This is a genomic window from Streptomyces piniterrae (assembly GCF_005048155.1).
Lineage (GTDB): Bacteria > Actinomycetota > Actinomycetes > Streptomycetales > Streptomycetaceae > Streptomyces > Streptomyces piniterrae.
Window position 1 is genome coordinate 837450 of the sequence record NZ_SUMB01000002.1, and the last position, 25447, is coordinate 862896.

The 25447-nt window shown below is 70.6% G+C and carries 20 protein-coding genes; 11 read left to right on the forward strand and 9 right to left on the reverse strand.

The features are described from left to right. The first annotated feature begins 100 nt into the window (after positions 1–100). Positions 101–982, forward strand: a complete 882-nt coding sequence (locus FCH28_RS08070; RefSeq protein WP_136738988.1) for a DUF4190 domain-containing protein — start codon at positions 101–103, stop codon at positions 980–982. A gap of 20 nt (positions 983–1002) precedes the next feature. On the opposite strand, the gene FCH28_RS08075 is transcribed toward FCH28_RS08070, so the two are convergent. Next, positions 1003–1974 carry a GlxA family transcriptional regulator gene (locus tag FCH28_RS08075; RefSeq protein WP_136738989.1) on the reverse strand — a complete coding sequence of 324 codons (972 nt, stop codon included), beginning with the start codon at positions 1972–1974 and terminating at the stop codon, positions 1003–1005. Positions 1975–2100: 126 nt separating this feature from the next. On the opposite strand from FCH28_RS08075, the gene FCH28_RS08080 reads away from it, so the two are divergent. The 3 genes from FCH28_RS08080 (at position 2101) to FCH28_RS08090 (ending at position 7481) form a co-directional block, all read left to right on the forward strand. After that, a complete protein-coding gene (locus tag FCH28_RS08080) occupies positions 2101–3090 on the forward strand; it encodes an NADP-dependent oxidoreductase (protein ID WP_136738990.1) in 990 nt (329 codons plus the stop codon). Positions 3091–3308: 218 nt separating this feature from the next. After that, positions 3309–4916 carry a serine/threonine-protein kinase gene (locus FCH28_RS08085; protein WP_187363778.1) on the forward strand — a complete coding sequence of 536 codons (1608 nt, stop codon included), beginning with the start codon at positions 3309–3311 and terminating at the stop codon, positions 4914–4916. Between the two features lie 117 nt (positions 4917–5033). Then, positions 5034–7481, forward strand: coding sequence for an ATP-binding cassette domain-containing protein (locus FCH28_RS08090; RefSeq protein ID WP_136738992.1), 2448 nt, complete (start codon positions 5034–5036; stop codon positions 7479–7481). A 117-nt stretch (positions 7482–7598) separates the two neighbouring features. On the opposite strand, the gene FCH28_RS08100 is transcribed toward FCH28_RS08090, so the two are convergent. After that, positions 7599–8186: a cupin domain-containing protein gene (locus FCH28_RS08100; RefSeq protein WP_136738993.1), complete on the reverse strand. Its 588-nt coding sequence runs from the start codon at positions 8184–8186 to the stop codon at positions 7599–7601. Positions 8187–8343: 157 nt separating this feature from the next. Between FCH28_RS08100 and FCH28_RS08105 the strand changes: the two genes are divergently transcribed. After that, on the forward strand, positions 8344–9510 hold the full coding sequence (locus FCH28_RS08105) for an alanine racemase (protein ID WP_136738994.1): 1167 nt from the start codon (positions 8344–8346) through the stop codon (positions 9508–9510). 33 nt (positions 9511–9543) lie between these two features. On the opposite strand, the gene FCH28_RS08110 is transcribed toward FCH28_RS08105, so the two are convergent. After that, the gene (locus FCH28_RS08110; protein ID WP_136738995.1) at positions 9544–10518 is read right to left on the reverse strand and encodes a CE1 family esterase; all 975 of its coding nucleotides are present in this window, start codon (positions 10516–10518) and stop codon (positions 9544–9546) included. Positions 10519–10603: 85 nt separating this feature from the next. Between FCH28_RS08110 and FCH28_RS08115 the strand changes: the two genes are divergently transcribed. Beyond that, a complete protein-coding gene (locus tag FCH28_RS08115) occupies positions 10604–11584 on the forward strand; it encodes a LysR family transcriptional regulator (RefSeq protein WP_136738996.1) in 981 nt (326 codons plus the stop codon). After that, positions 11581–12456 carry a serine hydrolase gene (locus FCH28_RS08120; RefSeq protein WP_425471897.1) on the forward strand — a complete coding sequence of 292 codons (876 nt, stop codon included), beginning with the start codon at positions 11581–11583 and terminating at the stop codon, positions 12454–12456. The genes FCH28_RS08115 and FCH28_RS08120 overlap by 4 nt, the downstream gene beginning before the upstream one ends. Positions 12457–12484: 28 nt before the next feature. Here the strand turns inward: FCH28_RS08120 and FCH28_RS08125 are convergent, their stop codons facing one another. Continuing rightward, positions 12485–13909: an NAD(P)/FAD-dependent oxidoreductase gene (locus FCH28_RS08125; protein ID WP_136738997.1), complete on the reverse strand. Its 1425-nt coding sequence runs from the start codon at positions 13907–13909 to the stop codon at positions 12485–12487. A 71-nt stretch (positions 13910–13980) separates the two neighbouring features. Here FCH28_RS08125 and FCH28_RS08130 point away from each other — a divergent pair, with 71 nt between their 5' ends. After that, positions 13981–15189 (forward strand): carboxylate-amine ligase, encoded by a 1209-nt coding sequence (locus tag FCH28_RS08130; RefSeq protein ID WP_136738998.1) that lies wholly within the window; start codon positions 13981–13983, stop codon positions 15187–15189. A gap of 268 nt (positions 15190–15457) precedes the next feature. Next, positions 15458–16069, forward strand: coding sequence for a chloramphenicol phosphotransferase CPT (gene cpt / locus FCH28_RS08135; RefSeq protein WP_187363779.1), 612 nt, complete (start codon positions 15458–15460; stop codon positions 16067–16069). Between the two features lie 38 nt (positions 16070–16107). Here the strand turns inward: cpt and FCH28_RS08140 are convergent, their stop codons facing one another. Continuing rightward, positions 16108–16899: an SDR family NAD(P)-dependent oxidoreductase gene (locus FCH28_RS08140; RefSeq protein WP_136738999.1), complete on the reverse strand. Its 792-nt coding sequence runs from the start codon at positions 16897–16899 to the stop codon at positions 16108–16110. 86 nt (positions 16900–16985) lie between these two features. Here FCH28_RS08140 and FCH28_RS08145 point away from each other — a divergent pair, with 86 nt between their 5' ends. Then, positions 16986–17864 (forward strand): helix-turn-helix transcriptional regulator, encoded by an 879-nt coding sequence (locus FCH28_RS08145; protein ID WP_136739000.1) that lies wholly within the window; start codon positions 16986–16988, stop codon positions 17862–17864. Here FCH28_RS08145 and FCH28_RS08150 read toward each other — a convergent pair whose 3' ends face one another. Further along, the gene (locus FCH28_RS08150) at positions 17865–18689 is read right to left on the reverse strand and encodes a MerR family transcriptional regulator (RefSeq protein ID WP_136739001.1); all 825 of its coding nucleotides are present in this window, start codon (positions 18687–18689) and stop codon (positions 17865–17867) included. A 242-nt stretch (positions 18690–18931) separates the two neighbouring features. On the opposite strand from FCH28_RS08150, the gene FCH28_RS08155 reads away from it, so the two are divergent. Then, positions 18932–20260 carry a DUF5685 family protein gene (locus FCH28_RS08155; protein WP_136739002.1) on the forward strand — a complete coding sequence of 443 codons (1329 nt, stop codon included), beginning with the start codon at positions 18932–18934 and terminating at the stop codon, positions 20258–20260. Positions 20261–20450: 190 nt separating this feature from the next. On the opposite strand, the gene FCH28_RS08160 is transcribed toward FCH28_RS08155, so the two are convergent. From FCH28_RS08160 to FCH28_RS08170, 3 genes are all read right to left on the reverse strand, one after another. Next, positions 20451–22676, reverse strand: a complete 2226-nt coding sequence (locus tag FCH28_RS08160) for a zinc metalloprotease (protein WP_136739003.1) — start codon at positions 22674–22676, stop codon at positions 20451–20453. A gap of 190 nt (positions 22677–22866) precedes the next feature. Continuing rightward, the gene (locus tag FCH28_RS08165) at positions 22867–23304 is read right to left on the reverse strand and encodes a VOC family protein (protein ID WP_136739004.1); all 438 of its coding nucleotides are present in this window, start codon (positions 23302–23304) and stop codon (positions 22867–22869) included. 145 nt (positions 23305–23449) lie between these two features. After that, positions 23450–25204 carry a PKD domain-containing protein gene (locus FCH28_RS08170; protein WP_136739005.1) on the reverse strand — a complete coding sequence of 585 codons (1755 nt, stop codon included), beginning with the start codon at positions 25202–25204 and terminating at the stop codon, positions 23450–23452. Positions 25205–25447: the final 243 nt, after the last annotated feature.

Sequence of the window (25447 nt, forward strand, 5' to 3'; positions counted from 1 at the left end):
CGCTTCGCTCCGGACCTCCTCGAAATCCAGTAATGCCTGAGTAAAGCGACTGATAGTGTCGGCGGTTCGTCTCTTTCTCTTCATTTTTTCGAGGACGTGCATGACCGCGCCCACTCCGCCCGACGGCCAGAAGTCCGGTGACCAGGCACCCCAGGATTACGATCCGTGGCGCCCGCCGCCGCCCGGACAGGCCGAGCCCTACCGGGCGCCGTACCCGATGGCGCCGATGGGCGTGGTGCAGCCGCGCAACGGCATGGGTGTCACCGCCCTGGTGCTCGGCATCGTCGGCGTCGTCCTGGGCCTTCTCGTCATCGTGTTCTGGATTTCCTGGCTGCCGGCCCTGTTGGCCGTGATCTTCGGCGTCGTCGGGCTGAGCCAGGTGCGCAAGGGTCTGGCGACGAACAGGGGGATGGCACTGGCCGGTGTGATCCTGGGCGTGGTCGGCCTGCTGACCGCGCTCGGCGGCGGACTCTTCACCGTCATGGCGGTGAAAAGGGCCGTCGACGACCGGCGCGCGAAGGTGGAGCAGAGGGCGAAGGACGCGGAGGAGGCCAAGGCCTCCGAGTCGGCGGCGGAAAAGGCCCGGCACCTGTCATTCGGAGAGTCGTACACGTTCGAGAACGGACTGAAGGTCACGGTCGCCAAGCCGCAGCCGTACACCCCGGACGACTACGTCCTCGGTCACGCAAAGGGCAACAGGGCTGTCCAGGTGACCGTCTCGGTGGTCAACACCGGCAAGGAGCGGGTCGAGGTCGAGACCGGCCTGCCCAATGTCAGCGACGCCGACGGAGCCTCGACCGAGTTGGTGATCGACGGCAGCGGGCGGCAGAAGGTCATCACCGGTTATGTCCTCCCCGGCAGGAAAGCCGTCGGGAAGTACGCCTTTTCGCTGCCGCCCGATGCCGCCGACAGGATCGAGGTCGAGTTCAGCCCCGACGCGATGCGGTGGCAGGACGCCTACTGGAGTGGCCCCACCGACTGAGGGGCCGTGCGCACCACCGGTCAGGCAGCGGTCGGCTGCGGGCGGAAGGTGCGGCGGTAGGCCTGGGGGCTGACACCGATGGCCGTGTGGAGGTGCTGGCGCAGGGAGGTGCCGGTGCCGAAGCCGGCCCGGTGGGCGACCAGGTCGATCGGCCAGTCGGTGGTCTCCAGGAAGTGCCGTGCGAGGTCTACGCGTTGCCTGGTGAGCCACTGGCCGGGTGTGCTGCCGACCTCGTCGCGGAAGCGGCGGCTGAAGGTGCGCACACTCATGGCGGCGTGGGCCGCGAAGTCGGACAGCGTGAGCGGCTCGGCCAGGCGCTGCATGGCCCATGCCCGGGTGGCCGCGGTGCTGCCGACGGCTGGATCGGGGACCGGGCGCTGGATGTACTGGGCCTGGCCGCCGTCGCGCCAGGGCGGTACGACGCAGGAGCGGGCGACCTCGTTGGCGATGTGACTGCCGTGATCGAGGCGGACGAGGTGCAGACACAGGTCGATGCCCGCGGCGACTCCGGCGGAGGTGAGGACGTCGCCGTCGTCGACGTACAGCACATCCGGGTCGATGCGGGTGGCGGTGAACATCCGCTGTAGCCGGTCGGCTTCGCGCCAGTGCGTGGTCGCGGGACGACCGTCGAGGAGGCCAGCGGCGGCCAGGACATAGGTGCCGGTGCAGATCGCGACGATCCTCGTGCCGGGACGGATGGCCGCCAGGGCCCGACGCAGCGGGTCGGGCAGCCGGCCTTCCTCCCGTATCGGCCCCAGTCGGTGCGAAGGCGGGACGACGACGGTGTCGACGGTGGCCAGTAGGGAGGCGTCGTGCGAGACGGCGAGGTCGTAATCGGCCTCGGCGCGCACCGGGCCGCCGTCCAAGCTGCATGTGGTCACGGAGTAGAGCGGATTGCCTTCGCCGTCCCGGGCGGCGTTGAAGATACGGCCGGGGATGCCGAGTTCGAAGGGGACGACGCCATCCAGGGCCAGAACGCCAACGCGGTGCATGGCCAGATCCTTTCAGGACCTGGCCATCACGCCACCACCGGGGGCTTCGCCCGGTGGGCAGTCTGGAGTCGTGCCCATCACCACCGGCACGACAACCCCATGCACCTCCGGAGAAGGAACGCCTTCATGTCCCAGCCGATCACCGCACCCATCACGACCATGCGCGCCGTAACTCAGGACAGGGCCGGAGCCCCCGACGTCCTCAAGGTCGTCGAGACGAGGCGACCGCAGCCGGGCCGGGGCGAGATCCTGGTCCGTGTGCACGTGGCGGGCGTGAACCCCGCCGACTGGAAGACCCGCGAGCGCGGCGTGTTCGCCAACGGAGCGACACCTCCCTTCACCCTCGGCTTCGACGTCGCCGGAGTCGTCGAAGCCGTCGGCGCGGGCGTGACACTCTTCCGGGTCGGCGACGAGGTGTTCGGGATGCCGCGCTTCCCGCACCCGGCGGGCGCGTATGCGGAGTACGTCACCGCACCGGCCCGCCACTTCGCCCCGCGCCCACGCGGCCTCGACCACGTCCAGGCCGGTGCCCTGCCGCTCGCGTCGCTCACAGCCTGGCAGGCGCTGGTCGACACCGCTCAGGTCCAGCCGGGGCAGCGCGTCCTGATCCATGCCGCGGCCGGCGGTGTCGGCCACCTGGCCGTGCAGATCGCCAAGGCCCGCGGCGCCTACGTGATCGCCACCGCCAGCGCCGCCAAGCACGACCTGTTGCGCACGCTCGGCGCCGACGAGCTCGTCGACTACCGCACCCAGGACGTCGGAGACACCCTCCGCGATGTCGATGTCGTCCTCGACAGCATCGGCGGACCCAACTGGGCCCGCTCCCTGCGCACCCTGCGCCCAGGAGGCACGCTCGTCTCGATCCTGCCGTTCGACGACACCTTCCCCACCCGGCACGCCGAGGAAGCCGGGGTACGAGCGGTCTTCATGCTCGTCGAACCGGACCAGCAGGGGCTGCGTGAGATCAGCGCACTGGTGGAAACCGGACGCCTGCGGGTGATCGTCGACGCGGTGTTCCCACTGGAGGAGGCCGCTCGGGCCCATCGGGTGGGTGAGACCGGCCACACCACGGGAAAGATCGTCCTGACCGTCGCCGCCGACCCCGAGCACGGGTGACGGGTCGGTAATCACCTGGACGGTGAGGCCGGCGTGCCAGGACGGGACGCCGTTGAGAGATGTGCGACCTCGCGGAACCGTCGGCCCACGGAACCGGAGGGTCCCCTGATGAGTCTTGTTCTTGTAGAAACCGCAGTTCCGCCCTGCGCTGCCCGTCACCAGGCGCGGCCGCCGCGGCGGGGCGAATCGAACGTGGACAGGGCTGGTGGAGGCACGCTGTGTCGGACGAGGGGCGACTCATCGCCGGGCGCTACCGGCTCGCGGAGCACATCGGCCGGGGTGGCATGGGCACGGTATGGCGTGCCGCGGACGAGGTCCTCGGCCGCCAGGTCGCACTCAAGCGGCTGCACGCCCAGCCACACCTGTCCGCCGACGAGCTCGCCACGCTCTACGAGCGCACCCGGCGTGAGGGGCGCAGTGCCGCCCGTATCACACATCCCAACGTGGTCGTCGTCCATGACGTGGTGGACGACGGCGGGCGGCCCTGCATCGTCATGGAGTACGTTCCGGCGCCCACGCTCGGTGAGCTCCTCAAGAGGGGCCGGACCGCACCACCCGAAGAGGCCGCCCGTATCGGCCTGGGCATGGTCGCCGCCCTCCGGGCCGCTCATGCCGCCGGCGTGCTGCATCGCGACGTCAAACCCGGCAACGTCCTCCTCGGCTCGGGGGACCGGGTGGTGCTCACCGACTTCGGCATCGCGACGACGGCCGGCACGTCGACGCTGACCAAGACGGGCGAGATGGTCGGGTCCATCGACTACATGGCGCCGGAGCGGATACGCGGGCGGAAGCCCGGACCGGCTTCGGACCTGTGGGCACTGGGCGCGACGCTGTACCAGGCGGTGGAGGGACGGCCGCCGTTCCGCCGCGACACCGCGGTGGAGACCGCGTACGCCATCGCCGTCGACCCGCCGGAACCCATGAGGCAGGCTGGCGCGCTGGCACCGCTCATCGAGGCCCTGCTGGTCAAGGATCCCGACGAGCGGCCGTCGGCGGAACAGACGGAGCGGGCCCTGTGGGACACGCGGTCGGGTCGGACGACAGCGGTGCTGTCGTCGGCCCCTGCTGCGGGCTCCGCCGCCGAACGGGAAGCCGCCGCACGCGAAGCCCCTGACAGGGAAGCCACAGGCCGGGAAGTCCCCGAGCGGGAATCCGCCCACCGGGAAACCGTGAACAGCAAAGACGTGAGCCCGGCCCCCGGGCCGCGCCGGACCCGCAAGCGCCGCGTCCTCGTGTCGACCGCCGTCGCCCTGACCGCCGCGGCCACAGCCGTCGCGGGCACGCTCTACGCGACATCGCACCATGACACGGACACATCCAGCACATCCAGCGCCCCCAAGGGCCACCGTGCCGACCCGCCCTCGGACGCGCCCTCGCCGGTGCCCCAGGGGTATCACTTGGTCAAAGAGAAGAAGCTCGGCATCTCCTTCCCCGTTCCGGACGGCTGGAAGGTCGACAAGCGGACGGCCGACACGGTCATCTACACCAACGAGAACGGCCGGGTCGGCATCACGATCGGCATCGTCGAGCCGGCGGGTGCGAACCCCATGCCGCACTTCACGGACATCGAGGCGAACACAAAGGTCAACTACCCCACGTACCGCAAGCTGCGCATGCAGCAGACCACCTTCCGTAGCCGGCCGGCGGCGATATGGGAGTTCACCTTCAAGGGGCGGGAGCGCGGCTACCGCGCCATCGATCTCGGCTTCGGCCGCGAAGGCGGCCGCGAGTACGACATCTACTTCTCCGCACCGGAAGCGGAGTGGGACACCTACCGTCCCGTCTTCGACAAGGTCACGGAGGGGGCCATCACGGCCGGTTCCTGACACGGCCGACATCACCGTGTGGGTGGGGTCCCGACGTACGCTCGTACCCGGTCAGATCGCGCCAGGCGACGCCGACGGAGCCCGCGAAGGCGGCCCCGCCCGACAGAGGGAGACACCATGAGCACGGTCCCGAGGAAGGACACCCGGTCGCCTGCGCCGCATGTCGCCGACAGCCATGGTCTGATCCGGGTGCACGGCGCGCATGTGAACAACCTCAAGGGCGTCAGCGTCGAGATCCCGAAGCGCCGGCTGACGGTGTTCACCGGGGTCTCCGGCTCGGGCAAGAGCTCGCTGGTGTTCGACACGATCGCCGCGGAGTCGCAGCGGATGATCAACGAGACCTACAGCGCCTTCGTCCAGGGCTTCATGCCGACGCTGGCCCGGCCCGAGGTCGACGTGCTCGACGGGCTGACGACCGCGATCATCGTCGACCAGCAGCGGATGGGTGCCGACCCCCGCTCCACGGTCGGCACCGTCACCGACGCCAACGCGATGCTGCGCATCCTCTTCAGCCGGCTCGGGAAGCCGCACATCGGCCCGCCCAGCGCGTACGCCTTCAACGTCCCGTCGGTCCGGGCGGCGGGTGCCGTCACCGTCGACCGCGGCGCCAAGAGGGCGGAGAAAGTGACCTACTCCCGCACCGGCGGCATGTGCCCGCGCTGCGAGGGCCGGGGCGACGTCACCGACCTCGACCTCGCCCAGCTTTACGACGACTCCCTCTCGCTGGCCGAGGGCGCGATCACCGTCCCCGGCTACAAGGGCGGCGGCTGGAACTCCCGGCTCTACATCGAGTCGGGTTTCTTCGACCCGGACAAGCCGATCCGCAGGTTCACCAAGAAGGAACTGCACGACTTCCTCCACCGCGCGCCGACCAGGATGAAGATCGCGGGCATCAACATGACCTACGAGGGTCTGATCCCGCGGATCCAGAAGTCGATGCTCTCCAAGGACAAGGAGGCGATGCAGCCGCACATCCGGGAGTTCGTGGAGCGCGCGGTCACCTTCACCACGTGCCCCGAGTGCGACGGCACCCGGCTCGCCGAGGGTGCCCGTTCGTCGAAGATCAAGAAGCTCAACATCGCCGACGTCTGCGCCATGCAGATCACCGACCTCGCGGAGTGGGTGCGCGGCCTTGGCGAGCCTGGGGGCACCGCCCGCGCGTACGGTGGCGGCAGCCACGCGCGGGGGACCGTGGCCCCGCTGCTCACCGCGCTGGGGCACACCCTCGACTCGTTCGTGGAGATCGGCCTCGGCTACCTCTCGCTCGACCGGCCCTCGGGCACCCTGTCGGGCGGCGAGGCACAGCGCGTCAAGATGATCCGCCACCTCGGCTCCTCGCTCACCGACGTCACCTACGTCTTCGACGAGCCCACCACCGGCCTGCACCCCCATGACATCCGGCGGATGAACGACCTGCTGCTGCGGCTGCGGGACAAGGGCAACACCGTGCTCGTCGTCGAGCACAAGCCGCAGGTGATCGCGATCGCCGACCACATCGTCGACCTCGGCCCCGGCGCCGGCACGGCGGGCGGCACCGTCTGCTTCGAGGGCACCGTCGAGGACCTCAAGGCCGGCAAGACGGTCACCGGCCGCCATCTCGGCGACCGGACGGCCCTGAAGGAGACGGTGCGCAAGCCCACCGGCGCGCTGGAGATCCGTGGCGCGAGCGCGCACAACCTCCGGAACGTCGATGTCGACATCCCGCTCGGGGTGCTGACCGTCGTCACCGGCGTCGCCGGCTCCGGCAAGAGCTCGCTACTGCACGGGTCGCTGAATCACCGGTCGGAGGCGGCCGATGAGGGTGTGGTGTCGGTCGACCAGGGCGCGATCCGCGGCTCGCGGCGGAGCAACCCGGCGACGTACACCGGACTGCTCGACCCGATCCGCAAGGCGTTCGCCAAGGCCAACGGCGTGAAGCCGGCGCTGTTCAGCGCCAACTCCGAGGGCGCCTGCCCGAACTGCAACGGTGCCGGGGTCGTCTACACCGACCTGGCGATGATGGCCGGCGTGGCCGCCACCTGCGAGGACTGCGAGGGCAAGCGGTTCCAGGCAGCGGTGCTGGACCACCACCTCGGTGGCCGCGACATCAGCGAGGTGCTGTCGATGTCGGTGACCCAGGCTGAGGAGTTCTTCGGCGCCGGTGACGCGCGCACACCCGCCGCGCACCGCATCCTCGGCCGGCTCGCCGACGTCGGTCTCGGCTACCTCAGCCTCGGCCAGCCGCTCACCACGCTGTCCGGCGGCGAGCGGCAGCGGCTCAAGCTGGCCACCCACATGGCAGAGAAGGGCGGCGTCTACCTCCTCGACGAGCCGACCACCGGCCTTCACCTCGCCGACGTCGAGCAACTGCTCGGCCTGCTCGACCGGCTCGTCGACTCTGGCAAGTCGGTCATCGTCATCGAGCACCACCAGGCGGTCATGGCACACGCCGACTGGATCATCGACCTCGGTCCGGGCGCCGGCCACGACGGCGGCCGGATCGTCTTCGAGGGCACACCCGCCGACCTCGTCGCCGCCCGCTCCACCCTCACCGGCGAGCACCTCGCGGGCTACGTCGGCGCCTGACGTCGGGGGCCTATGTCGGCACCCGACCGAGGCCCGCCCGACCGAGGCCCGCCCGACCGAGGCCCGCCCGACCGAGGCCCGCGCGGACACGGCGAGACGAGGAACGAGAACGCAGGGTCAGAAACTCGGCGGGGTCTCGGCCCAGACGCAGACGGCCGGGACGTCACCGGGGTTGCTGTAGCGGTGCGGGGTGGCGGAGGGGAAGCTGACGCAGTCGCCGGGCCCCAGGCGGTAGTGGACGCCGTCCACCCAGTAGTCCAGTTCGCCGCTGAGCAGGACGCCGACCTCCTCGCCGGTGTGGCTGTGCGGCCGGTCACCGGAGGAGGCTCCCGGGGCCACCTCCAGCATCATCATCTCCAGCCTGCCGCCGTGCTCGGGGTTGAGGAGGGTGTAGGTGACCCCGTCCACGCCGGCCCGGGTCAGCTCGACGCGCTGGTCGGGGCGGGTCAGGACACGCTGCTCCCGGTCGACGGCGTGCAGCAGGCGACTGAGGGTGGTGCCGAGGGCGTTGACGATGGTGCGCAGCGTGTTGATCGTCGGGCTGTTCACGTCCCGCTCGACATTGCTGAGATAGCTCCGGGACAGCCCGGTCTTCTCGGCGAGCTGCTCCAACGTCAGCCCCCGCGCCTGCCGTTCGCGGCGCAGGTGCCGGCCGATTCCCTCGTCCGCGTCGGGTGCCGCGTCCTGGACGCCGTCTTTCGCCACGCGCCCTCACCCCTCTCCCGTGTCTAGTAAACAGGACGTCCCGTCCACTATATCGTTTGCCCGTCCGTCTCATATCCTCTACTGTCCGTCGTCTATAGAAGACGCCGAGGTGAGTGCCTGCTCGACGGACGTACCGCCGCGAACCCTGTGAGGACAGATGGACTCCGCTCCCGCTTCCGCTGCCCGCCGCCAAGCCCGCGCACTACCCGAACTCCGCCTCCATCTGGGCGCGTTGGAGCACAACGTGCACCTCATGGCGGACTGGTGCCGCGCACGCCGCCTCGAACTCTGCCCCCACATCAAGACCACGATGACCCGCCCCGTCGTCGAACGGCAGCTGACCGCCGGGGCATGGGGCGTGACCGTGGCCACCGCCCGTCAGGCCGGCATCGCGCTCGGCTGGGGAGTGCGCCGGATCCTCATCGCCAACCAGGTGGTACACCCCACCGACCTGGCGCTGCTGCGGCAACACCTCGACGCCACACCCGACCTGGAGCTCTACTGTCTGGTCGACTCCGAGGCCGGACTCCGCCACGGCCGCGAGGCCTTCAAGGGCGCCGGCAATCCCCTCAGGATGCTGGTCGACGTCGGCGTGCCGGGCGGCCGTACCGGAGTGCGCGGCGCCTCGGAGGCATACGAACTGGGGGCGGCCGTGGCGAAGCCGGGCGACGGGCTGCGGCTGGCCGGTGTCGCCGGATACGAGGGCGTACGGCCCAACCGCCGGGACGCCGGCACGCTCGCTGCGGTCGACGACCACTGCCGAACGACGGCCGACGCCTTCGCCTCCCTCGCCCCCCTGTACCAGACCCCGCGGCCCGTCTTCAGCATGGGCGGCTCCGCCTTCCCCGACCGCGTCGCCGACTTCGCGGCCGACCTCGCACACCGGGCCCCCGACCGGCCCCTGATCCCGGTGCTGCGCTCCGGCTGCTACGTCACCCACGACCACGGCACCTACGCACAGGTCTCACCCCTGCCAGGGCTCCGCCCGGCCCTCACCGTCCGCGCCGCCGTACTGTCCGCCCCCGAGCCCGGCACCGTCGTCGTCGGCGCCGGAAAGCGCGAACTCCCCTACGACGCCGGCCTGCCCGTCCTCCTCGCCGCCTACATGGCGACGGGCACTCCGCGCCCCGTGGCACAGGCCACCGCGGCCCAGATCTACGACCACCATCTGGTCCTCACCGACGCGCAGGGCCTGGATGTGGGCGACGTCGTCGACCTCGGCATCTCCCACCCCTGCTCGGCCTTCGACCGCTGGCCCGACATCGCCGTCACCGACGACAGCGGAGACGTACGCGACGTGTGGCACCCGCGGTTCCACCCGTAGCCACGATGTCGGGCCGGTCGGTCGTACCGCGGCTCAGCGGTGGAAGAAACCGAGGATGGTGCCGGTCGCGTTCAGGGCGGTACTCGTGCGCCCGAAACCCGCGGGCGGAGTGATGCGCGAGCCCGGCCAGGTGTGTCCCGCGTCGTGCATGACAAGGAGCTGAACGGTGGCTCCCGCATTCCTGAGACGCCACACCGTGCGGTCGTAGCCCGCCTCGGCCTTCGTGACCGGTTTGCCCGCCCCGCCCGCGGTCGCGAACGCCGCGGCGCTGTCCCGGGCCGACATGGTCGGGGTGACCGGTTCCTCGCCGGCGGGGGCGGGGGAGGGGCTGGGCATCCCGGCGAGTGGGCGCACCCTGTCGTCGGCCCCGTAAATGATCATTGTGGGCACCGGTCCGGTGGGCTTGACCGCGGCCGCCCCCGTGGGGAGTTCACCGGACACGGCGGCCGCTCCCGCCACCAGTTCGGGGTGCTGGGCCGCCACCCGCAGCGCCATCGAGCCCCCGTTGGAGAACCCGACGACATAGACCCGCTTGCGATCGGCCCGCTGCGTGCGCACCAGTTCGTCGATGAGCGCCTTGGCAAAGCGTACGTCCAGGTCCGGATCCGGCCGTTTTCCGGTGGCCCGGGTGCCGGCGCCCCACAGCTTGCCCAACCCCTCGGGATAGGCGATCAGCATGCCGCGCGCCTTGGCGTCCTCGTCCAGGCGGCTCTGCTCGCGCAGGTACGAGGCGGTGGAGCCGCGGCCGTGGAAGGCGATGATCAGGGGCCGCGGCCCGCTGCCGTCCGCGGCGGGCCGGTGCAGTAAATACTCCCGCGTACGGCCGTCCACGCGCAGTTGATGCCGGTTGTCGGGTGCGGTGCTCGGAGCCGGGGAGTCGGCAGCGCTGCTCGGTGGCGCGGGCCGCTCGGTCGGTGTGCCACAGCCGGTCAGTGCGAGGCCGAGCAACAGCACATGACACCAGGCGCGCTTGGCGCGGACCCGGTGCGAAAGGGCGAAGGAATTCATGTCCTGAGGACAGCAATGTCTCCTGGCATCTGTCCAAGACGCATATCGATCCAGGATCGATCAACTATCTATATGATTGCTGCTCATGGACCTGGTTCGGCACCTGGAGTGCTTTGTGGCTGTTGCAGAACAGTCACACTTCGGCCGTGCCGCCGAGCATCTGGGCATGGCCCAGCCGCCACTGTCGCAGCGCATCCAACGGCTGGAACGGGAGCTGGGAGTCCGGCTGTTCGAGCGCACCAGCAGACAGGTGACGATCACCGAAGCCGGGACGCTGCTGCTGGCCGGAGCCCGTGAACTGCTCGCCGGACACGAGGAGTTCATGGCCACCGCGCGCCGCATCCGGGACGGCGAGACCGGGCTGCTGCGCGCCGCCCTGTCACCCGACATCGCGGACGAGACCGTCGCCGCGGTGCTGGCGGATTTCCCGCGTCGTCAGGCCGGCCCCGAACTGGAGCTGCACGAGCTGTCCACCGCTCAGCAACTCGCCCGGTTCGCCTCGCACGACCTCGACGTCGGCGTCATCCACCACCCCTGTGACGTCACAGGACTGGAACTCGGCCCGGTGCTGCGCCGCGAGTTGGGGGTGCTGCTGCCGCGCGGCGCCGCCGCGGCCGCGCTCGACGAGGTGCCGCTCGCGTCGCTCACCGAATACGACCTGATCCTCTTCCCCCGCAGCCATGCTCCGGCGCTGTACGACGACCTGCTCACCACCTGCGCCCGCAACGGCTACACCCCCGCCGCCGTCCGGCACGGCCAGGGCGCCGGTTTCGTCCGAGGCCTGATTCTGTCCGCCGGCGCTGTGGCCTTCGGCCCGTACGACGCCCAGCCCGCGGACGTCCGCGACCGCGACACGGAGAACGGCTCGGGCGTCATATGGCGTCCGCTCGCCGGGGCCCCGCTGGCCTGGCGGCACTCCGTGGCCTGGCCCAAGGGCCGCGGCGACGCCGCCGTCAGCGCCTTCGCGGCAGCGGCCACGCACGCACTGCGTACGACCGCCGGCGCACGGGCCGACGCGCCCCAGCGGCCGCTGCACCTTCGCCCGGCATCGGAGTACTGGCTGTGACCGACACCCCCGCCCGCATTCACGCGGCCTTCGCCGAAGCCGGCGTCACCGGCTGGCTGCACGCCCTCGACATCGACTCCGGGGCGCAGATCGACGCCGGCGCCGACCAGCCGGCCTGCACCGCCAGCGTCCACAAACTCTGTCTGCTCGTCGCCCTCCACGAACTGGCCGCCGAGGGCGGGCTGGACCTCGCCGAACAGATCGAGTGCCCGCCGGCCGGCCGCACCGCGGGACCTACCGGACTGGCCGCCATGCTCGACCCCGTCCGTATGTCCCTGCGCGATGCCGGCTACCTGATGATGGCGGTGAGCGACAACGCCGCCGCCGACCTTCTGCTGCGTCGCGTCGGTCTCGATGCCGTCAACCACGCCATGAACCGGCTCGGCCTCACCCGCACACACGCCGTGCACACCTTCGGCGAACTCTTCGCCACCATCCGGGAGGACGCCGGCCCCGGCGGCGCCCGGGCGCTGACCGACCCACACGTCATCACCCGGCTCAGAGCCCTCGACCCGGCCCGCACCAACCGCAGCACCCCACGCGATATGACCCACCTGCTCGGTGCCGTCTGGCGCGACGAGGCCTGCACCCCCGAACACGGCGCCGCCATCCGCCGCGTCCTCGGCCTTCAGGTCTGGCCCCACCGCATGGCCTCCGGCTTCCCCTTCGACGACGTGCATGTCGCGGGCAAGACCGGCAGCCTGCCGACGCTGCGCAACGAAGTCGGCGTCGCCGAGTACCCCGACGGCGGCCGCTACGCCGTCGCCGTCTTCACCCGCACCGCCAACACCGCCGCCACCCTCCCCGCGGCCGACGCCGTCATCGGCACGGCCGCCCGCATAGCCGTCGACGCGCTGCGCGCCCGCCAATAGTGCCCTTCGCTGGAGGGAGCACCGTGAATCAGCCGATGCCGTCGGTCCGGACCGGGTGGGGATCCGATGTGGTGCGGCGCAGGCCCACGTGTGGACCGAGGGTCAGATAGACGCCTGCGGCCGCCTGCGAGGGGCTGGTGGGCAGGGGGAGCATCTGACTGGTGCCGTGTCCGCCGAGCCCGTACGCCTGATGGCCGTCCAGGGGCCGGCGCAGCTGGTCGTGGAGAGTCCCGACGGCGTCGTCCTGGGCGTCGGCGAGGTCCTCGGCGCCGGTCACGATGTTCAGGAACGACTCGTCCAGCCGGAGCCCCTGCTGATCGCGGTGGCTGAGTGCCTGCGCCCGGCGGAAGTAGGCGTCGCGGCCCTCATGGATCCGGTAGAAGGCGCCGACGAGGACGAGCAGCCGTTCGTAGGCGTGCTGGTAGGCGGTCTGGTAGAAGCGCTGGGCGGTGGTCTCGTCCAGGTCGCCGCGCAGCACACTGCCGATCGCGGCGGCGGAGAGCAGGCCGCTGTACATGGCCAGGTGCACACCGGTGGAGAGCAGCGGGTCCAGGAAGCAGGCGGCGTCACCGGCGAGGTAGTAGCCGGGGCCGCAGAACTCGTCGGTCACATAGGAGTAGTCGCTCTCGGTCTTCAGGGCGGAGACCAGCTCCGCACCGTCGAGGAGGCGGGCGAGCAGGGGGCAGTGGCCGAGCGCCTCGTGATAGACGGCCTCGATGGAACCGCGCCGACTCCGGGCCTGGTTGAAGGAGCGTTTGTCGGTGACCAGGCCGACGCTGAGCGTGCCGTCGTGGAGAGGGATGGCCCAGAACCAGCCGTGATCGGGCAGTGAGAAGACGCCGATGGCTCCCGCGGGGGCGCCCTCCAGCGGTGCGGCTCCGCGCCAGTAGCCCCATGTGGCGACGTTCCGGAAGACATCGTGGAACCGTCGAGTGCGCAGCTGCCGCGCGGCCAGCACCCCGGCCCTGCCGGAGGCGTCGATCAGCCACCGGAAGTCGGTCCGGCCGTCTTCCCGGTCCGGAGCGGACCACGAACACGAGGTCGCGCGGCCCTCGTCGAACGTGACATGCCGGACGTTTGTCTGCTCCCGTACGCGTACGCCCTGGCCCCGGGCGTGGTCCAGCAGGATGTGGTCGAACTCGGAGCGGATCACCTGGAAGCTGTAGTCCGCGGGTCGGCCGGGTGCGTCGAACCGCAGCTGCCACTCCTGCCCGCCCCAGCCGTAGAACGCCCCTGTCTTGCGGGTGAACCCATGCCGCTCGACCGCCTCCCGGGCGCCCAGCACATCCAGAATCGGCAGCAAGGACGGGAGCAGGGACTCCCCGATGTGATAGCGGGGGAACCGGTCCCGCTCCAGAAGAGTCACGTCGAAGCCCTGCCGTGCCAACACCGTGGCCGCGGTCGTGCCGGCCGGACCACCACCGGTGACCAGTACCTGCGTTCGCTCGCGCATGTCCCGCCCCTCACTCGGCTCAAAAGCCGTTCTTCTCCTTCCCCCGTACGTCGATTACCTTCTGCGCTGACATGACCGCTGAAGACAGTGAAACCGACGGCACTCCAGACGCGGAAGACCACCTTTCCGGCGCCGGTGGTCGGCACCATGCCGCCGCGGCGACGCCGGACCTGCTGACAGTGGGAGTGGAGGAGGAGTACCTGCTGGTCGATCCCGTGACCCGGGAAGTGAGCCCGCAGTCGCAGAAGGTCGTGACTTGGCTATCCTCTGCCGGACTCGGTGACCGGATCAGCACCGAACTGACCTGTTATCAGATCGAGGCGCGGACCGAACCGCACACCGCCATGGCCGACCTCGGCGAGCAGATCCGGTCGATGAGAGCCGCCGTCGCACAGGCCGCCGCCGGGCAGGGCCTGCGCATCATCTCCAGCGGAACTCCCGTCCTCGGCCAGTCGGTTCCGCCACCCTTCTCCGACGGGCCCCGGTACGCGCGCAGCGTCGAGACCTTCCGCGCCCTGGACGACGAGCAGACCGCCTGCGCCTGCCACATCCACGTCGGAATGTCGGATCTGACCCGGGCCCTCCAGGTCAGCAACCACCTACGCCCCTGGATCCCGTCTCTCATCGCCCTTTCGGCCAACTCGCCCTACTGGGCCGCCAGAGACACCGGCTACGCGAGCTGGCGCACGATGACCCTGGCACGCTGGCCGATCGCCGGCCCGCCGCCGTACTTCGAGTCCCCCGCGCACTTCGACGACCTCGTCAGCCGCGGCATAGAGGCCGGCGCCATCATGGACCGCGGCGGCCTGTACTGGGACATCAGACCCTCCAGCCATGTGCCGACCCTGGAGATCAGAGTGGCCGACGCCACCCCCACCGCCGAGGAGACCCTGCTGCTCTCCGCAATCGTCAGGGCCATGGTTGCGACCGCGCTGAAGGCCATCGACGCGGGGGAGCCGGCACCGCGTCCGCGGCCGGAGATCCTGCGCGCGGCCTGCTGGCGCGCCGCACGCGACGGCCTGACCGGGCACGGCATCGATCTGCCCACCAGCCGCCCGGTTCCCGCGACGGCCCGTGTCGACCGGCTCCTGACATGGATTCAGCCGGCTCTACGACACCACGGCGATGTGGCGCTGGTGCGCGCCGGATGGTCACGACTGCGCACCGACGGCAACGGCGCCGACCGCCAGCGCGCCGCCTACCGCCGCCGGGCCCGCTTCACCGATGTCGTCGACCACCTGATCGCCGCCACCACGCCGAACGGCCACGTACCGGGCTAGGGCCCGTCCGGCGGCTCATGGCCGGGCCCGCGTCACCCGGCACCTCACCGCTCACATAATCGATCGCGCTCACCGATCTCCCCGGGCACAATCCGACCAACTGGCCCGGGACGGCGGAACCGTCACCGGCCCGCCGGCGGACGGACTCGGGACCGGGACGGGCAACGGCCTCGACTGGCCCGAGGAGTGGCGGTCCCCGCTGCGTCTGCTGTGCCGGCACCCACCCTGACGTACGCCATGAGGCGTACCGGACCGCAACGGAGACGGAATGACCACCGACCGGCCGACCACACCCGCCGACCACCACGGTCCGGCACACCCCGAGGTGATCGTGCTCAACGGGGGTTCCAGCGCGGGCAAGTCGGGCATCGCCCGCTGCCTTCAGGCGCTGCTGCCGGAACCCTGGCTGGTGACGGGTGTGGACGCGCTGATCGAGTCGATGCCGGCCGCACTGCGGGAGTCGGACGGCGGGCTCGCGATCACCGCGGACGGCGGCGTCAGCGTCGGGGAGGTCTTCCTGGAACTGGAACGTGCCTGGATGCAGGGCGTGGCGGCGACGGTCGGGGCCGGTGCGCGGGTCGTCATCGACGATGTCTTCCTCGACGGTCCGGTCTCCCAGGGGAACTGGCGCCGGGCACTGGACGGGCGGAATGTGCTGTGGGTGGGCGTCCACTGCGACGCCGCGGTGGCGGCGGACCGGGAGGTGGCGCGCGGCGACCGGGTCGCCGGCATGGCCGCGGCACAGGCGGAGCTCGTGCACCGAGGCGTTGTCTACGACCTGGACGTCGACACCACGACAGCCACCCCCATGGACTGCGCGCGCCTGATCGCCGCCCGTGCCGGAGGGCCGGGCGTCGGGCGCCGCTCCTCCGCCGTGTGAAGCCGGCGCCCGCGCCCTGGTAGGACGCCCGTGCCGGCTCAGGCCCGCATGCCGCCGTCGACCCGGAGGACCGTGCCGGTGACGTAGGAGGCGCGGTCGCTGAGGAGCCAGGCCGCAGCCTGGGCGATCTCGTCCGGCTCGGCGGCACGGCCCAGCGGGGTCTGCGAGTTGAGGTGCTCGATGACGCCGGGGGTCTGCTCGTCCCACTCGTGCAGCATCTCGGTGAGTGTGGTGCCCGGCGCGATGGCGTTGACACGAATACCCTCCGGGCCATACGTGGCGGCGGCCGACGCGGTGAGACTGTTGACCGCCCGCTTCGCCGCGCCGTACGCGGGCAGCCACGGGTTGGCCATCAGGCTGCCGACGCTGGAGGTGTTGACGATGGCCCCGCGCTTCGCGGTGGCGCGGATGGCGGCGATCTCGGCATTCATGGCCAGCCACGGGCCCTTGATGTCGACGGCGCAGACCTGGTCGAAATCGGCCTCCGACAGCTGGTCCATCGGGCCGGGCGGCTGGCCCGTCGCGCCGTTGTTGAAGGCGATGTCGAGCCGGCCGTACAGCTCCACGGACCGGTCGACGGCGGCACGGACACTCGCCGGTTCTGCCAGGTCGCACACCACGAAGTCCGCGCTGCCGCCGGCCGTCCTGATCTCCTCGGTCACCGCCTTGAGCTGGGATTCCGTGCGGGCCGCCAGGAGCACCCTGGCACCTTCCCGGGCGAACAGCCGCGCCGATGCCGCGCCGATGCCGCGACCGGCACCGGTGATGAAGGCGACCTTGCCGGCGAGCAGGCCCGAGGACGTGGTGGATGTGATCGATGTGTTGTTCATGCCGACGAGCCTGAGTACGGGCGCACCGTTCATCCAGGCACCGGTAGTACCTGGCTGGGGACCTCGGCGCCGCGCACACTGGGGAGGTGGATCGACGAGTACGACGAGAACTTGGTGACTTCCTGCGCAGCAGGCGCGAGCGCATCACCCCCGCCGACGTGGGGCTGCCCGCCGGGCCGCGCCGCCGCACCCCGGGACTGCGCCGCGAGGAGGTGGCGCAGCTGGCGTTCATCTCGACCGAGTACTACACGCGACTGGAACAGGCCCGCGCCCCACACCCGTCCCGCGAGGTGCTGGCCCAAATCGCCCGCGCACTGCGCCTGTCGGACGCCGAGCGCGACCACCTCCACCACCTCGCCGGTGCCCCGCCGGGACCACCTCCCGGCCCGTCGCGGGAGGTACGGCAGAGCATCGTCGACCTGCTGCACCGGCTGCCGGAGGCCGCGGCGATCGTGATGTCCGCGACGTACGAGGTCATCGCCTGGAACGAGCTGGCCGCCGCTCTGATGGAGGACTTCTCCGCCCTGTCGCGCCGGGACCGGAACCTCATCCGACGCGCCTTCCTCGGCCCGTACCGGGACGACCGACGACTGTACGGCGTCTCGGACGCGGACGAGTTCGCCCGCACCTCGGCCCAGCACCTGCGCGCGGCCGCCGCTCGCTACCCCAACGACCCGGAGGTGACCGCTCTGGTCGACGAACTCCTCGCCGGCAGCGAGGAGTTCGCCCACCTCTGGGCCGCCCACGATGTGACCGCCCGCCCCACCCTCTGCAAGACCTTCGAGCACCCGCTCGTCGGCCGGGTCGCCGTCAACTGCGACGTCCTGGACATCGCCGACCGGGACCAGCGAGTAGTCATCTACACCGCCGCTCCCGGCTCGCCGTCCGCAGAGGCACTTCGGCTGCTGTCGGTCGTCGGCACGCAGCGTATGGACGTGCCCGACCAACCCTTGCGCCGGCCGTGATCAGGAGGTTGCCGCCACCGGGGCCTGAAGCTCGGTCACCCAGTCGTCACGGTCCTCCGGGCACTCCAGGGTGATCTCCCGGGGGTATCCGGTGGACCGATACCCGTTGCCGTCGATCCAGCGGGCCAGGGTCTGGGCGGTGGGAAGCACGCCGTCCATCGAGCCCCGGTGCACGATGGTCGCCGCCTGGCCGACGGGCGGCAGGTCGAGCACCCGGAAGTCGCCGTCCTGGAGGGGTGCCGAGACGTGGACGGCCGCGTGGACGGTGATCAGGCCGCCGCCCTCCGCGGCGTCCTCGTAATAGGCGACACCGGGTCCCGTGGGGGTGACGCCCGCCGCCTCCAGGCGTGGGAACAGCTCGTGGTAGAGCGGCCCGATGACCGGGCCGATGTCCTCGGGCGCGAAACTCGCCGCGGTCGCGGTCAGCTCCGCCACCCGGATCGCCGGGAGGTACTTGGTGACGACGTCGTTCGTGGGCATGTGCCCCTCACTCTCGATCGATCGGAGCCTCGCCTCGACCCGGCCCAGCCGCGCCGCCGCGGCGGCCATGGTGGCCTCCAGTTCGGCCCGCCGCAGCCGCAGCATGCCGCGCAGTTCCTCGGTGCCGATCTTCTCGTCCACGATCTCCCGCACTTGTTGGAGAGTGAAACCGAGGTCCTTGAGCGCGATGACCCGGTTGAGACGAGTGAGCTGGGCGGCGGAGTAGTACCGGTAGCCGGTGGCAGGGTCGACATGGGCCGGGCGCAACAGTCCGGTCGCGTCGTAGTGACGCAGCATCCGGACCGAGACACGGCCGTGCCGGGCGAAGTCTCCGATGGTGAACATGATGTCTCCGAGTTCAGCACCTGACACGATGTGAGGGTCAACAAGAGGATTCGAGGGGTTGCACCACGGTCGTTGCGGTCGCAGACCGACGACCGGCCACGGGCGGACTTGGCAGACCTTGGCGGACCTTGGCGGACCTGTACCGGGGCATGTGCACAGGTCAGTGACGCGCCCGGTAGATTCCGAACCCGCGGTCGGCCTGCGCCGGCCGACTTTCGATGTCGTCCGACGGGGGTTTCTACATGTTCGGAATAGTCAGGCCCTGTTCCCATCGTCTGTCCCAGGGGCTCAAGGCGGAGTGGATGGCCCATCTGTGCGGTCTCTGCCTCGCGTTGCGGGCGGATCACGGGCAGTTCGCCCGCGTCGTCACGAACTACGACGGGCTGATCGTATCCGTGCTGACGGATGCTCAGACCGGCCGGGCGGACGCCGCGCGCCGCACCGCCGGGCCCTGCCCGCTGCGCGGGATGCGGACCGCTTCGGTGGCGAAGGGGGAGGGCGCGCGGCTCGCGGCCTCGGTGTCCCTCGTCCTCGCCTCGGCGAAGATACGCGACCACGTCGCCGACCGGAACGGGCTGCTGCGCCGTCGGCCGGTGGCCGCCGCCGCGCGCAAGGTCGCCGCCGGCTGGGACCGGGCCGGGGCGCGCACCGGTGCCAACCTCGGCTTCGACACCGCCGTCCTCGTCGACGCGGTCGACCGCCAGCTGGGCATCGAAGAACTCGCCGGGCCCGGCACACCGCTGACCCTCATCACCGAACCGACCGAGACGGCGACCGCCGCCGCCTTCGCACACACCGCGGTGCTCGCGGGCCGGCCCGGCAACGCCGCGCCGCTCGCCGAGGCCGGGCGGCTCTTCGGGCGGCTGGCGCACCTCCTCGACGCCGTGGAGGACCGCGCGGCGGATGCCGCCGAAGGCGCCTGGAACCCGCTCACCGCGACCGGCGCCACCACCGCCCAGGCCCGCCGACTGTGCGACGATGCGGTGCATGGCATCCGCCTCGCGCTGCGCGATGTGGAGTTCGCCGACTCGGCGCTGGTGCATGTGCTGCTGGTGCACGAACTCCGGCGCTCGGTGGATCGCGCCTTCGGCACGACGGCGTGCTCCCACCAGGGGCACGGTGCACCGGGACCCGGCCTGCCGCCGCAGCACGGGCAGCAGCCGCCGCAGTACGGACAACCGCCGCAGTACGGGCAGGCGCCGGCCGGCGGTCCGTACGTCCAGGGACAGCAGCACCTGAACGCGCCACGGTCCCCGTACGGCGGTGGCCCGGTGCCGCCCGGCGGCCCCGGAGGCGGCGACGGGGGCCATGGTGGCGGCTCCGGCGGCGAGGGCGGGCGGCCCCGGTTCCCGCAGCCGCCGAAGAAGCCCCGTGGGTTCCTCGCGGGCTGCGCGGTCGCCATCGGACTCTGCTGCACCTGCCAGGTCTGCTGCGCCGATCACTACGACGGGCCGTGGTCGAGGAAGAGGCGCGAGGGATGCTGTAGCGACGGCTGCGATTCCTGTGACTGCTGCAACTGTTGTGATGGTTGCGATTGCTGCGACGGTTGCAGCTGCTGCGACTGCGGTTAGGCCCTTCCGATCCTGACCCATCGGCAGGACAGGACAGGACAGGCCCTGGGGCGTTTCGTTCTCTGCCGGTGCTCGCCCCACGCGCACGGTACCCCGCCATGTCGGCGTCGCCGCCACAGCGGGGTACCACGCTCCCGTTTGCCGCTCCCTGCTCGGCGCGGCCGGTCAGAAGACCGTCTGCCGGCGGGGGCTACCGGCTCTCGCGGGTCACCGCCTCCTTGACCCGCTCTGCTTGCATCTCGATGTATCGCTGCACGGAGGGGCTGCTCGTCCTGCGGCGGAACACCTCGACCATCTGGTCCATCGTCCGCCGGGCCCGCTCGGGATCGCCGGCCCTGGCCTCCATCCGGGCGCGGCGTCGCATCGTCCACCCCAGAGTGATGTTGTCCACGCCCCGGTCCTCCAGGGAGGCGCGGATCACCGAGTCCAGTTGCTCGATGCTCTCGTGGGGATTGGCGGCCCTCGTGCTCAGCGTCTTGTCCGCGCTGAGGTATTTGAAGTCCCGGGCGGCGTTGGCGCCCTTGACCAGCCGCGGATAGACGGCGAGCGGGTGGTCGGAGTACCGGTCGATCATCTCCTCGAGAGCCGCGTTTCCGGAGCTCAGTGTCTCGCTGTGCGAGCCGAGCAGGTAGAAGAGCATGCCCTGCTCGTCGCCCATCATCAGCTCGGCCACGTTCTCGTCGTCGTCGGTGCGGGGCATGCGGACCGTCACCTGGTGGATGGGGGAGAGCACCCGGGAGCCGTCGGACGAGACGTACTGTGCGCGCAGCTGGTACCGGCCGGGCTGCTGGAAGTACTGGCCTTCCTTGCCATAGCCGATGTAGCAGCTCTTGTAGATCGCCGGCCGCTCGGCGTCCAGCCGGATCTCGGCGTCTCCGTCCAGACAGCGTCTCATCGGCGGCCGATAGAGCTTTGTCTCGCCCGAAGGGTCGCAGATGGCGATGGAGAGGAAGCCGTCCTTGGGGTCCAGATGCCCATGAGTGGTGCGTCCGCGCAGGTCGGACGTGGACAGCTTGAGTTCGACCACGACCGGCTGACCGAAGCGGAACGTGTTGTCGGAGCGCAGCTCCAACGCGAGACCGGAGTTGTCGATGACGGGATCGGCGAAGAGGTCCATGTCGACCTCGGCCGCGCCCCTGCCGAACGGCTTCCCTCCCATGACCACGTCACGGAAGAAGCCGTGCCGCAGGTGGATGAGTTCGTTCTCCGTGAACTGGAACGGGAACGCGGCCCAGTAGGCGGCGGGACCGCCGATCGCCGGCGGCGGTGGCTGGAACTTTTGCACGTAGTTCATCCACGACAGGTCGCCGAAACCGCCGTTGGGGCCCAGAGGCTGCGGCGGATCGCCGAGGTTCTTCTCGAACGAGTGCAGCAGATTGAAGGCGTGGCCCAGCTCGTGGACGTAGGTACGCAGCTGGGCGCGCTGGCTGGCCGGGTCAGAGCCCTTGATGTTGTCGTGGAAGACCGCGCAGCCCTGTCTCTGGAAGGCTCCGCTGAAATCGAACATGATCCCTCGGACGAGGGGGTCCACATGCGAGGTGGCCACCAGCTGCCACACCTGCCACAGGGGAGCATCCCGCCAGAGGCTGAAGTGGTTGACCATCGCGTTGTGCAGCTCGGCCTCGTCCCACTTGGCGTTCGGTCCGGCGGCGGAGGTGTCGATGATGTTGGGGGCCCCGGCCATCTGCACCTCGACGCCGGCCTCCTGGTACGCCTTCGGCACCGTCAGGGTGCGTGAGGGACTCGTAGGGGGCTGCGGCAGCGAACCGGTGTCGTACGAGAGGAAGGGAACCGTCCCGGCCACCGAATCCTGCTCCAGCTGGACGCTGCGGAAGTGCGGTGACACAAACGAGCACACGAATGTCGCGGTCGCACCGGGCGCCGCGGCACCTGCCGAGAACTGCACGGTTGCCATCGCCGGCCGCGGCGGGAGCCCGGCCGCGCGCGGAATGGTCACCCGCACATGCCGTGAGGCAACGGGGAAGCTGAACCTTCCCTGCCCTTCCAGCTTCACCACCCCGGGCTCGGAGGTGATGGCCGGTGCCTCGACGACGAAGGACCCGACATAGCTGGTGGTGGCTCCGCTGGTCTGGAAGAAGTCGCCGCTCACCCGCATGGTGGGCCGTAGGCCGTCCACGTCGACACGTAGCTCCAGCTGATGCCCCGCATCGGTGCTGCGATAGCGGCCGCGCACCAGACGCGGTACGGGAGCTGTCGCGTCCCTGAGCGCGGTATGTGCCTCGAGCTGCACTACCTGTGCCTGAAGCTGGGCGGTCTGCTCAGGTCCTTGGGGCCGGGTGGATGCCGCCTCCGACAGCTGTTCCACCTCAGAGGGTCTGATCAGGTCCTCGATCTCGTAGACCTGGGGTGGTTGCGCCTGTCCGTCGAGCGACGTGGGGTCGGTAATGACTGCCATGCGGTTCGTGCTCCTCTGCTCGTGATCAAGGCCCGTCACATAACGGGCCGGCATTCACAGCCGAGCACGGCTGAAGAGCGGCGGCGCGGCGAGCGCCCCTGTCCGAGTGGCACACCCACGCGGCGTGGCTTACGTCGATGAGATCGGGGCGCGCGGCCGGGCCCTGAGCGCCGACGCGGCCGCGTCCCGCTCAGACGACCGGCTGGCCGATGCCCAGCATGTTTCCCTCGCTGTCACGGAACCAGGCGCCGCGTTCACCTCGTGCGCCCTTGCTCGGGTAGTTCCCGTCGATCTCGACGATCCCGTCACCGCTCTGCCCGCCGCCCAGCTGTCCGGGCAGGTCGACCCTCTCGAATACCACTCCGCGCTGCTTGAGTTCCGTCACGACCGCATCGATGTCGTCGACCTCCCAGGCCATCTGAGTGAACGTGCCGGGCGAGGCTCCCGCCGATTCGAACAGGGCGAAGTCCGCGCCGCCGCATCGATACAGCAGCCCACCGGGCCGTTCGTCGACGGGCTCCAGCCCGAGCCGCTCGGAGTAGAAACGCCGTGCCCGGTCCAGGTTCTGCGCCGGAAGCCTGGTCGCCACCCGTCCCCGGGCCAAGAGGTCTCTGTCGTCTGCGTTCATGGCTCCACTGTGCCGTGAGCAGTGGCCGCCGGGGCGGAGGCGACGCCGGGGGACACGGGGCGCCCGGCCTCGCCCCCGACGAGGTACGTCATGCCGAAGGGCGGCCCGCGCGCTGCGAGCCGCCCTAGGCATTTCGACGGAGTTGTCAGTCCGCGGTGATCGGCCGTGTCGCCTCGACCAGGACCTTCCCGCCATCCTGACCGGTGATCACCAGCCGGGCCAGCCAGGGCCCGGCACGGTCGTAGGTATGGGTGACGGCCGCCTCGCCGGTCTCCTGCTGGGTACCGTCGCCGAAGTACCAGTGGTAGCGGTACCCGGCGGCGGGCGGCTTTCCGTCCACCGTCACCGACATGCGCACCTCATCGCCGACGTGGGTGTTCGTGGGGACGTTCAGCTGCGCCCGGGGACCCTGCCGGGGGAGGTGGAACCACTTGCGCACGCTCGGGTTGAGGAGAAAGGCGTCGGCGTACTGCCGGGCACCCTCGATGTCGGGGTGACCGACGGCCGCGCTCAGACACTGCGCCGGAGTCGAGCTGAGCTCGGGGCAGGCCCGTGTGCGCAGCGGGAACGCCGGGTCGGTCACCGGAGTGTTCCAGACCTTGGAGTCCCGGGTGAGAAGGGCGTTGTCCACGGTGAACAGCCCATCGGCCGCAACCGCGTACGGACCGTCCGTGGACGCCTTGTTGGCGGCGGCCGCGGCCTGGTGGTAGGCGGCATTGGCCAGTTGTGTGTACTGCTCGTAGCGCTTGGCGACGCCGCCGAGGGCGCCCTTGCAGGAGGTCAGCCACCATCCGGTGGCTCCGGGGGTCGAGCAGGTCTTCACCGGGATCGGAGAACTGCTGCGGCTCAGCGCGTAGTAGAAGTCGGCCACGATCACCTTCGGCCGCCCCGGCAGGGAATGGGCCTTCTCGATCGCCGCCCGCATCCCGCGCCCGCCGTATCCGACCTTCGCGCCGCTGAAGTAGGGCACGTCCTTGGCCGGGTTCTCCGGTGCCGCGCCGATGCCGGAGCACTCGCGCTTCACGGCCTTCGGCAGGTCCTCCGAGCCGGGGGTGATGCCGGCGCCGATACCGAAGAACGGGTCGAGGTCGTTGATGCACCCGTTGATCACGACCAGATCGAGACCGTAACCGCCCTTCCGCGCCTGCGCGCCCGCCTTTTCCAGTTGGCAGAACACGTCCGGCGTCTGCTGGGTGACCTCGCCGAATTCCATCTCCCCGTCGCCGTCCGGGTCCTGCCGTTCCGTCGTGTGCAGACACGCCGCGTCATTGTTGCCGGCGGGCAGATCGGGTGCGTCGAGCACCGCGCCGGAGATCGAGTAATCCAGGTGCTGATGGCCCCGTCCGGTCTCCCGGCCGAGCAGCTGCCCCGTCAGATAGGGGAACTTCTGGTCGTGGTCCAGGCCCTGCCCCCAGACCACGGAGTCACCGACGGACGCCACCCGCACCGGGTCGCACCCCCTGCGTATGGTGTCCCGCCAGACCTTGCCGTAGCGGCCTGCCGGACGGCCGTCGGCGGAGGCAGCGAGGCGGGCGTCGACCTGCAAGGCGGTCTCGGCTGCGGGCACCCGGTCGAAGGGGATGCTGAACTTCGCCGTGCCGACACTCGCGGTCATGTCGAGGCGCCCGCCGGCCAGTTGCTCTGCACCGGCGCGTATGCGCCACTCCACGGCGGCTCCGGCCTTCGCCGCGGCGGGGTCGTAGATCTGCACCCGGCCGCGTACGGCTCCGCTGCACACCGGATTCGGCGTCAGGTCCACGTCGAGGACGAGGGGAAACGCCGATCCCGCCAGGGCGGCCCTGGTCTGCGCCGCGGCGGGAGCCCCGCCGAGGAGCTGGCCGAGGAGCAAGGCGGCCGCGCCGACCGCCGCGAAACGCCCCGTGACCGAGCGACGGGCCACCCCCGGCCCGCTCGTAACGGAACCCGCGCCGGTGCCCGCCCTTCTCCGCACAACCCACCGCGACCACGCCAATCTCACGCCAACACCCCTGCTTTCGCTGTGATTTCGGACCGTGCGGAATCAACTGAATCCCGCACCGGTAGGGATGATGGCAGTCAAAAGAGCGGTATGGACTGCGAGTGGGACCCTGTGCGGGGTGAAACTGATCACTTACCGACAGTTACGGGCCATGTGTGAGGGCTT

What these genes read in the sequence shown, in the direction of transcription:
- FCH28_RS08105 (WP_136738994.1), top strand. Translation starts at nt 8,344, where the DNA reads ATGGACTCCGCTCCCGCTTCCGCTGCCCGCCGCCAAGCCCGCGCACTA.
- FCH28_RS08165 (WP_136739004.1), bottom strand. Translation starts at nt 23,304, where the DNA reads ATGAACGCAGACGACAGAGACCTCTTGGCCCGGGGACGGGTGGCGACC.
- FCH28_RS08090 (WP_136738992.1), top strand. Translation starts at nt 5,034, where the DNA reads ATGAGCACGGTCCCGAGGAAGGACACCCGGTCGCCTGCGCCGCATGTC.
- FCH28_RS08155 (WP_136739002.1), top strand. Translation starts at nt 18,932, where the DNA reads ATGTTCGGAATAGTCAGGCCCTGTTCCCATCGTCTGTCCCAGGGGCTC.
- cpt (WP_187363779.1), top strand. Translation starts at nt 15,458, where the DNA reads ATGACCACCGACCGGCCGACCACACCCGCCGACCACCACGGTCCGGCA.
- FCH28_RS08080 (WP_136738990.1), top strand. Translation starts at nt 2,101, where the DNA reads ATGTCCCAGCCGATCACCGCACCCATCACGACCATGCGCGCCGTAACT.
- FCH28_RS08150 (WP_136739001.1), bottom strand. Translation starts at nt 18,689, where the DNA reads ATGTTCACCATCGGAGACTTCGCCCGGCACGGCCGTGTCTCGGTCCGG.
- FCH28_RS08070 (WP_136738988.1), top strand. Translation starts at nt 101, where the DNA reads ATGACCGCGCCCACTCCGCCCGACGGCCAGAAGTCCGGTGACCAGGCA.
- FCH28_RS08160 (WP_136739003.1), bottom strand. Translation starts at nt 22,676, where the DNA reads ATGGCAGTCATTACCGACCCCACGTCGCTCGACGGACAGGCGCAACCA.
- FCH28_RS08140 (WP_136738999.1), bottom strand. Translation starts at nt 16,899, where the DNA reads ATGAACAACACATCGATCACATCCACCACGTCCTCGGGCCTGCTCGCC.
- FCH28_RS08125 (WP_136738997.1), bottom strand. Translation starts at nt 13,909, where the DNA reads ATGCGCGAGCGAACGCAGGTACTGGTCACCGGTGGTGGTCCGGCCGGC.
- FCH28_RS08130 (WP_136738998.1), top strand. Translation starts at nt 13,981, where the DNA reads ATGACCGCTGAAGACAGTGAAACCGACGGCACTCCAGACGCGGAAGAC.
- FCH28_RS08075 (WP_136738989.1), bottom strand. Translation starts at nt 1,974, where the DNA reads ATGCACCGCGTTGGCGTTCTGGCCCTGGATGGCGTCGTCCCCTTCGAA.
- FCH28_RS08110 (WP_136738995.1), bottom strand. Translation starts at nt 10,518, where the DNA reads ATGAATTCCTTCGCCCTTTCGCACCGGGTCCGCGCCAAGCGCGCCTGG.
- FCH28_RS08115 (WP_136738996.1), top strand. Translation starts at nt 10,604, where the DNA reads ATGGACCTGGTTCGGCACCTGGAGTGCTTTGTGGCTGTTGCAGAACAG.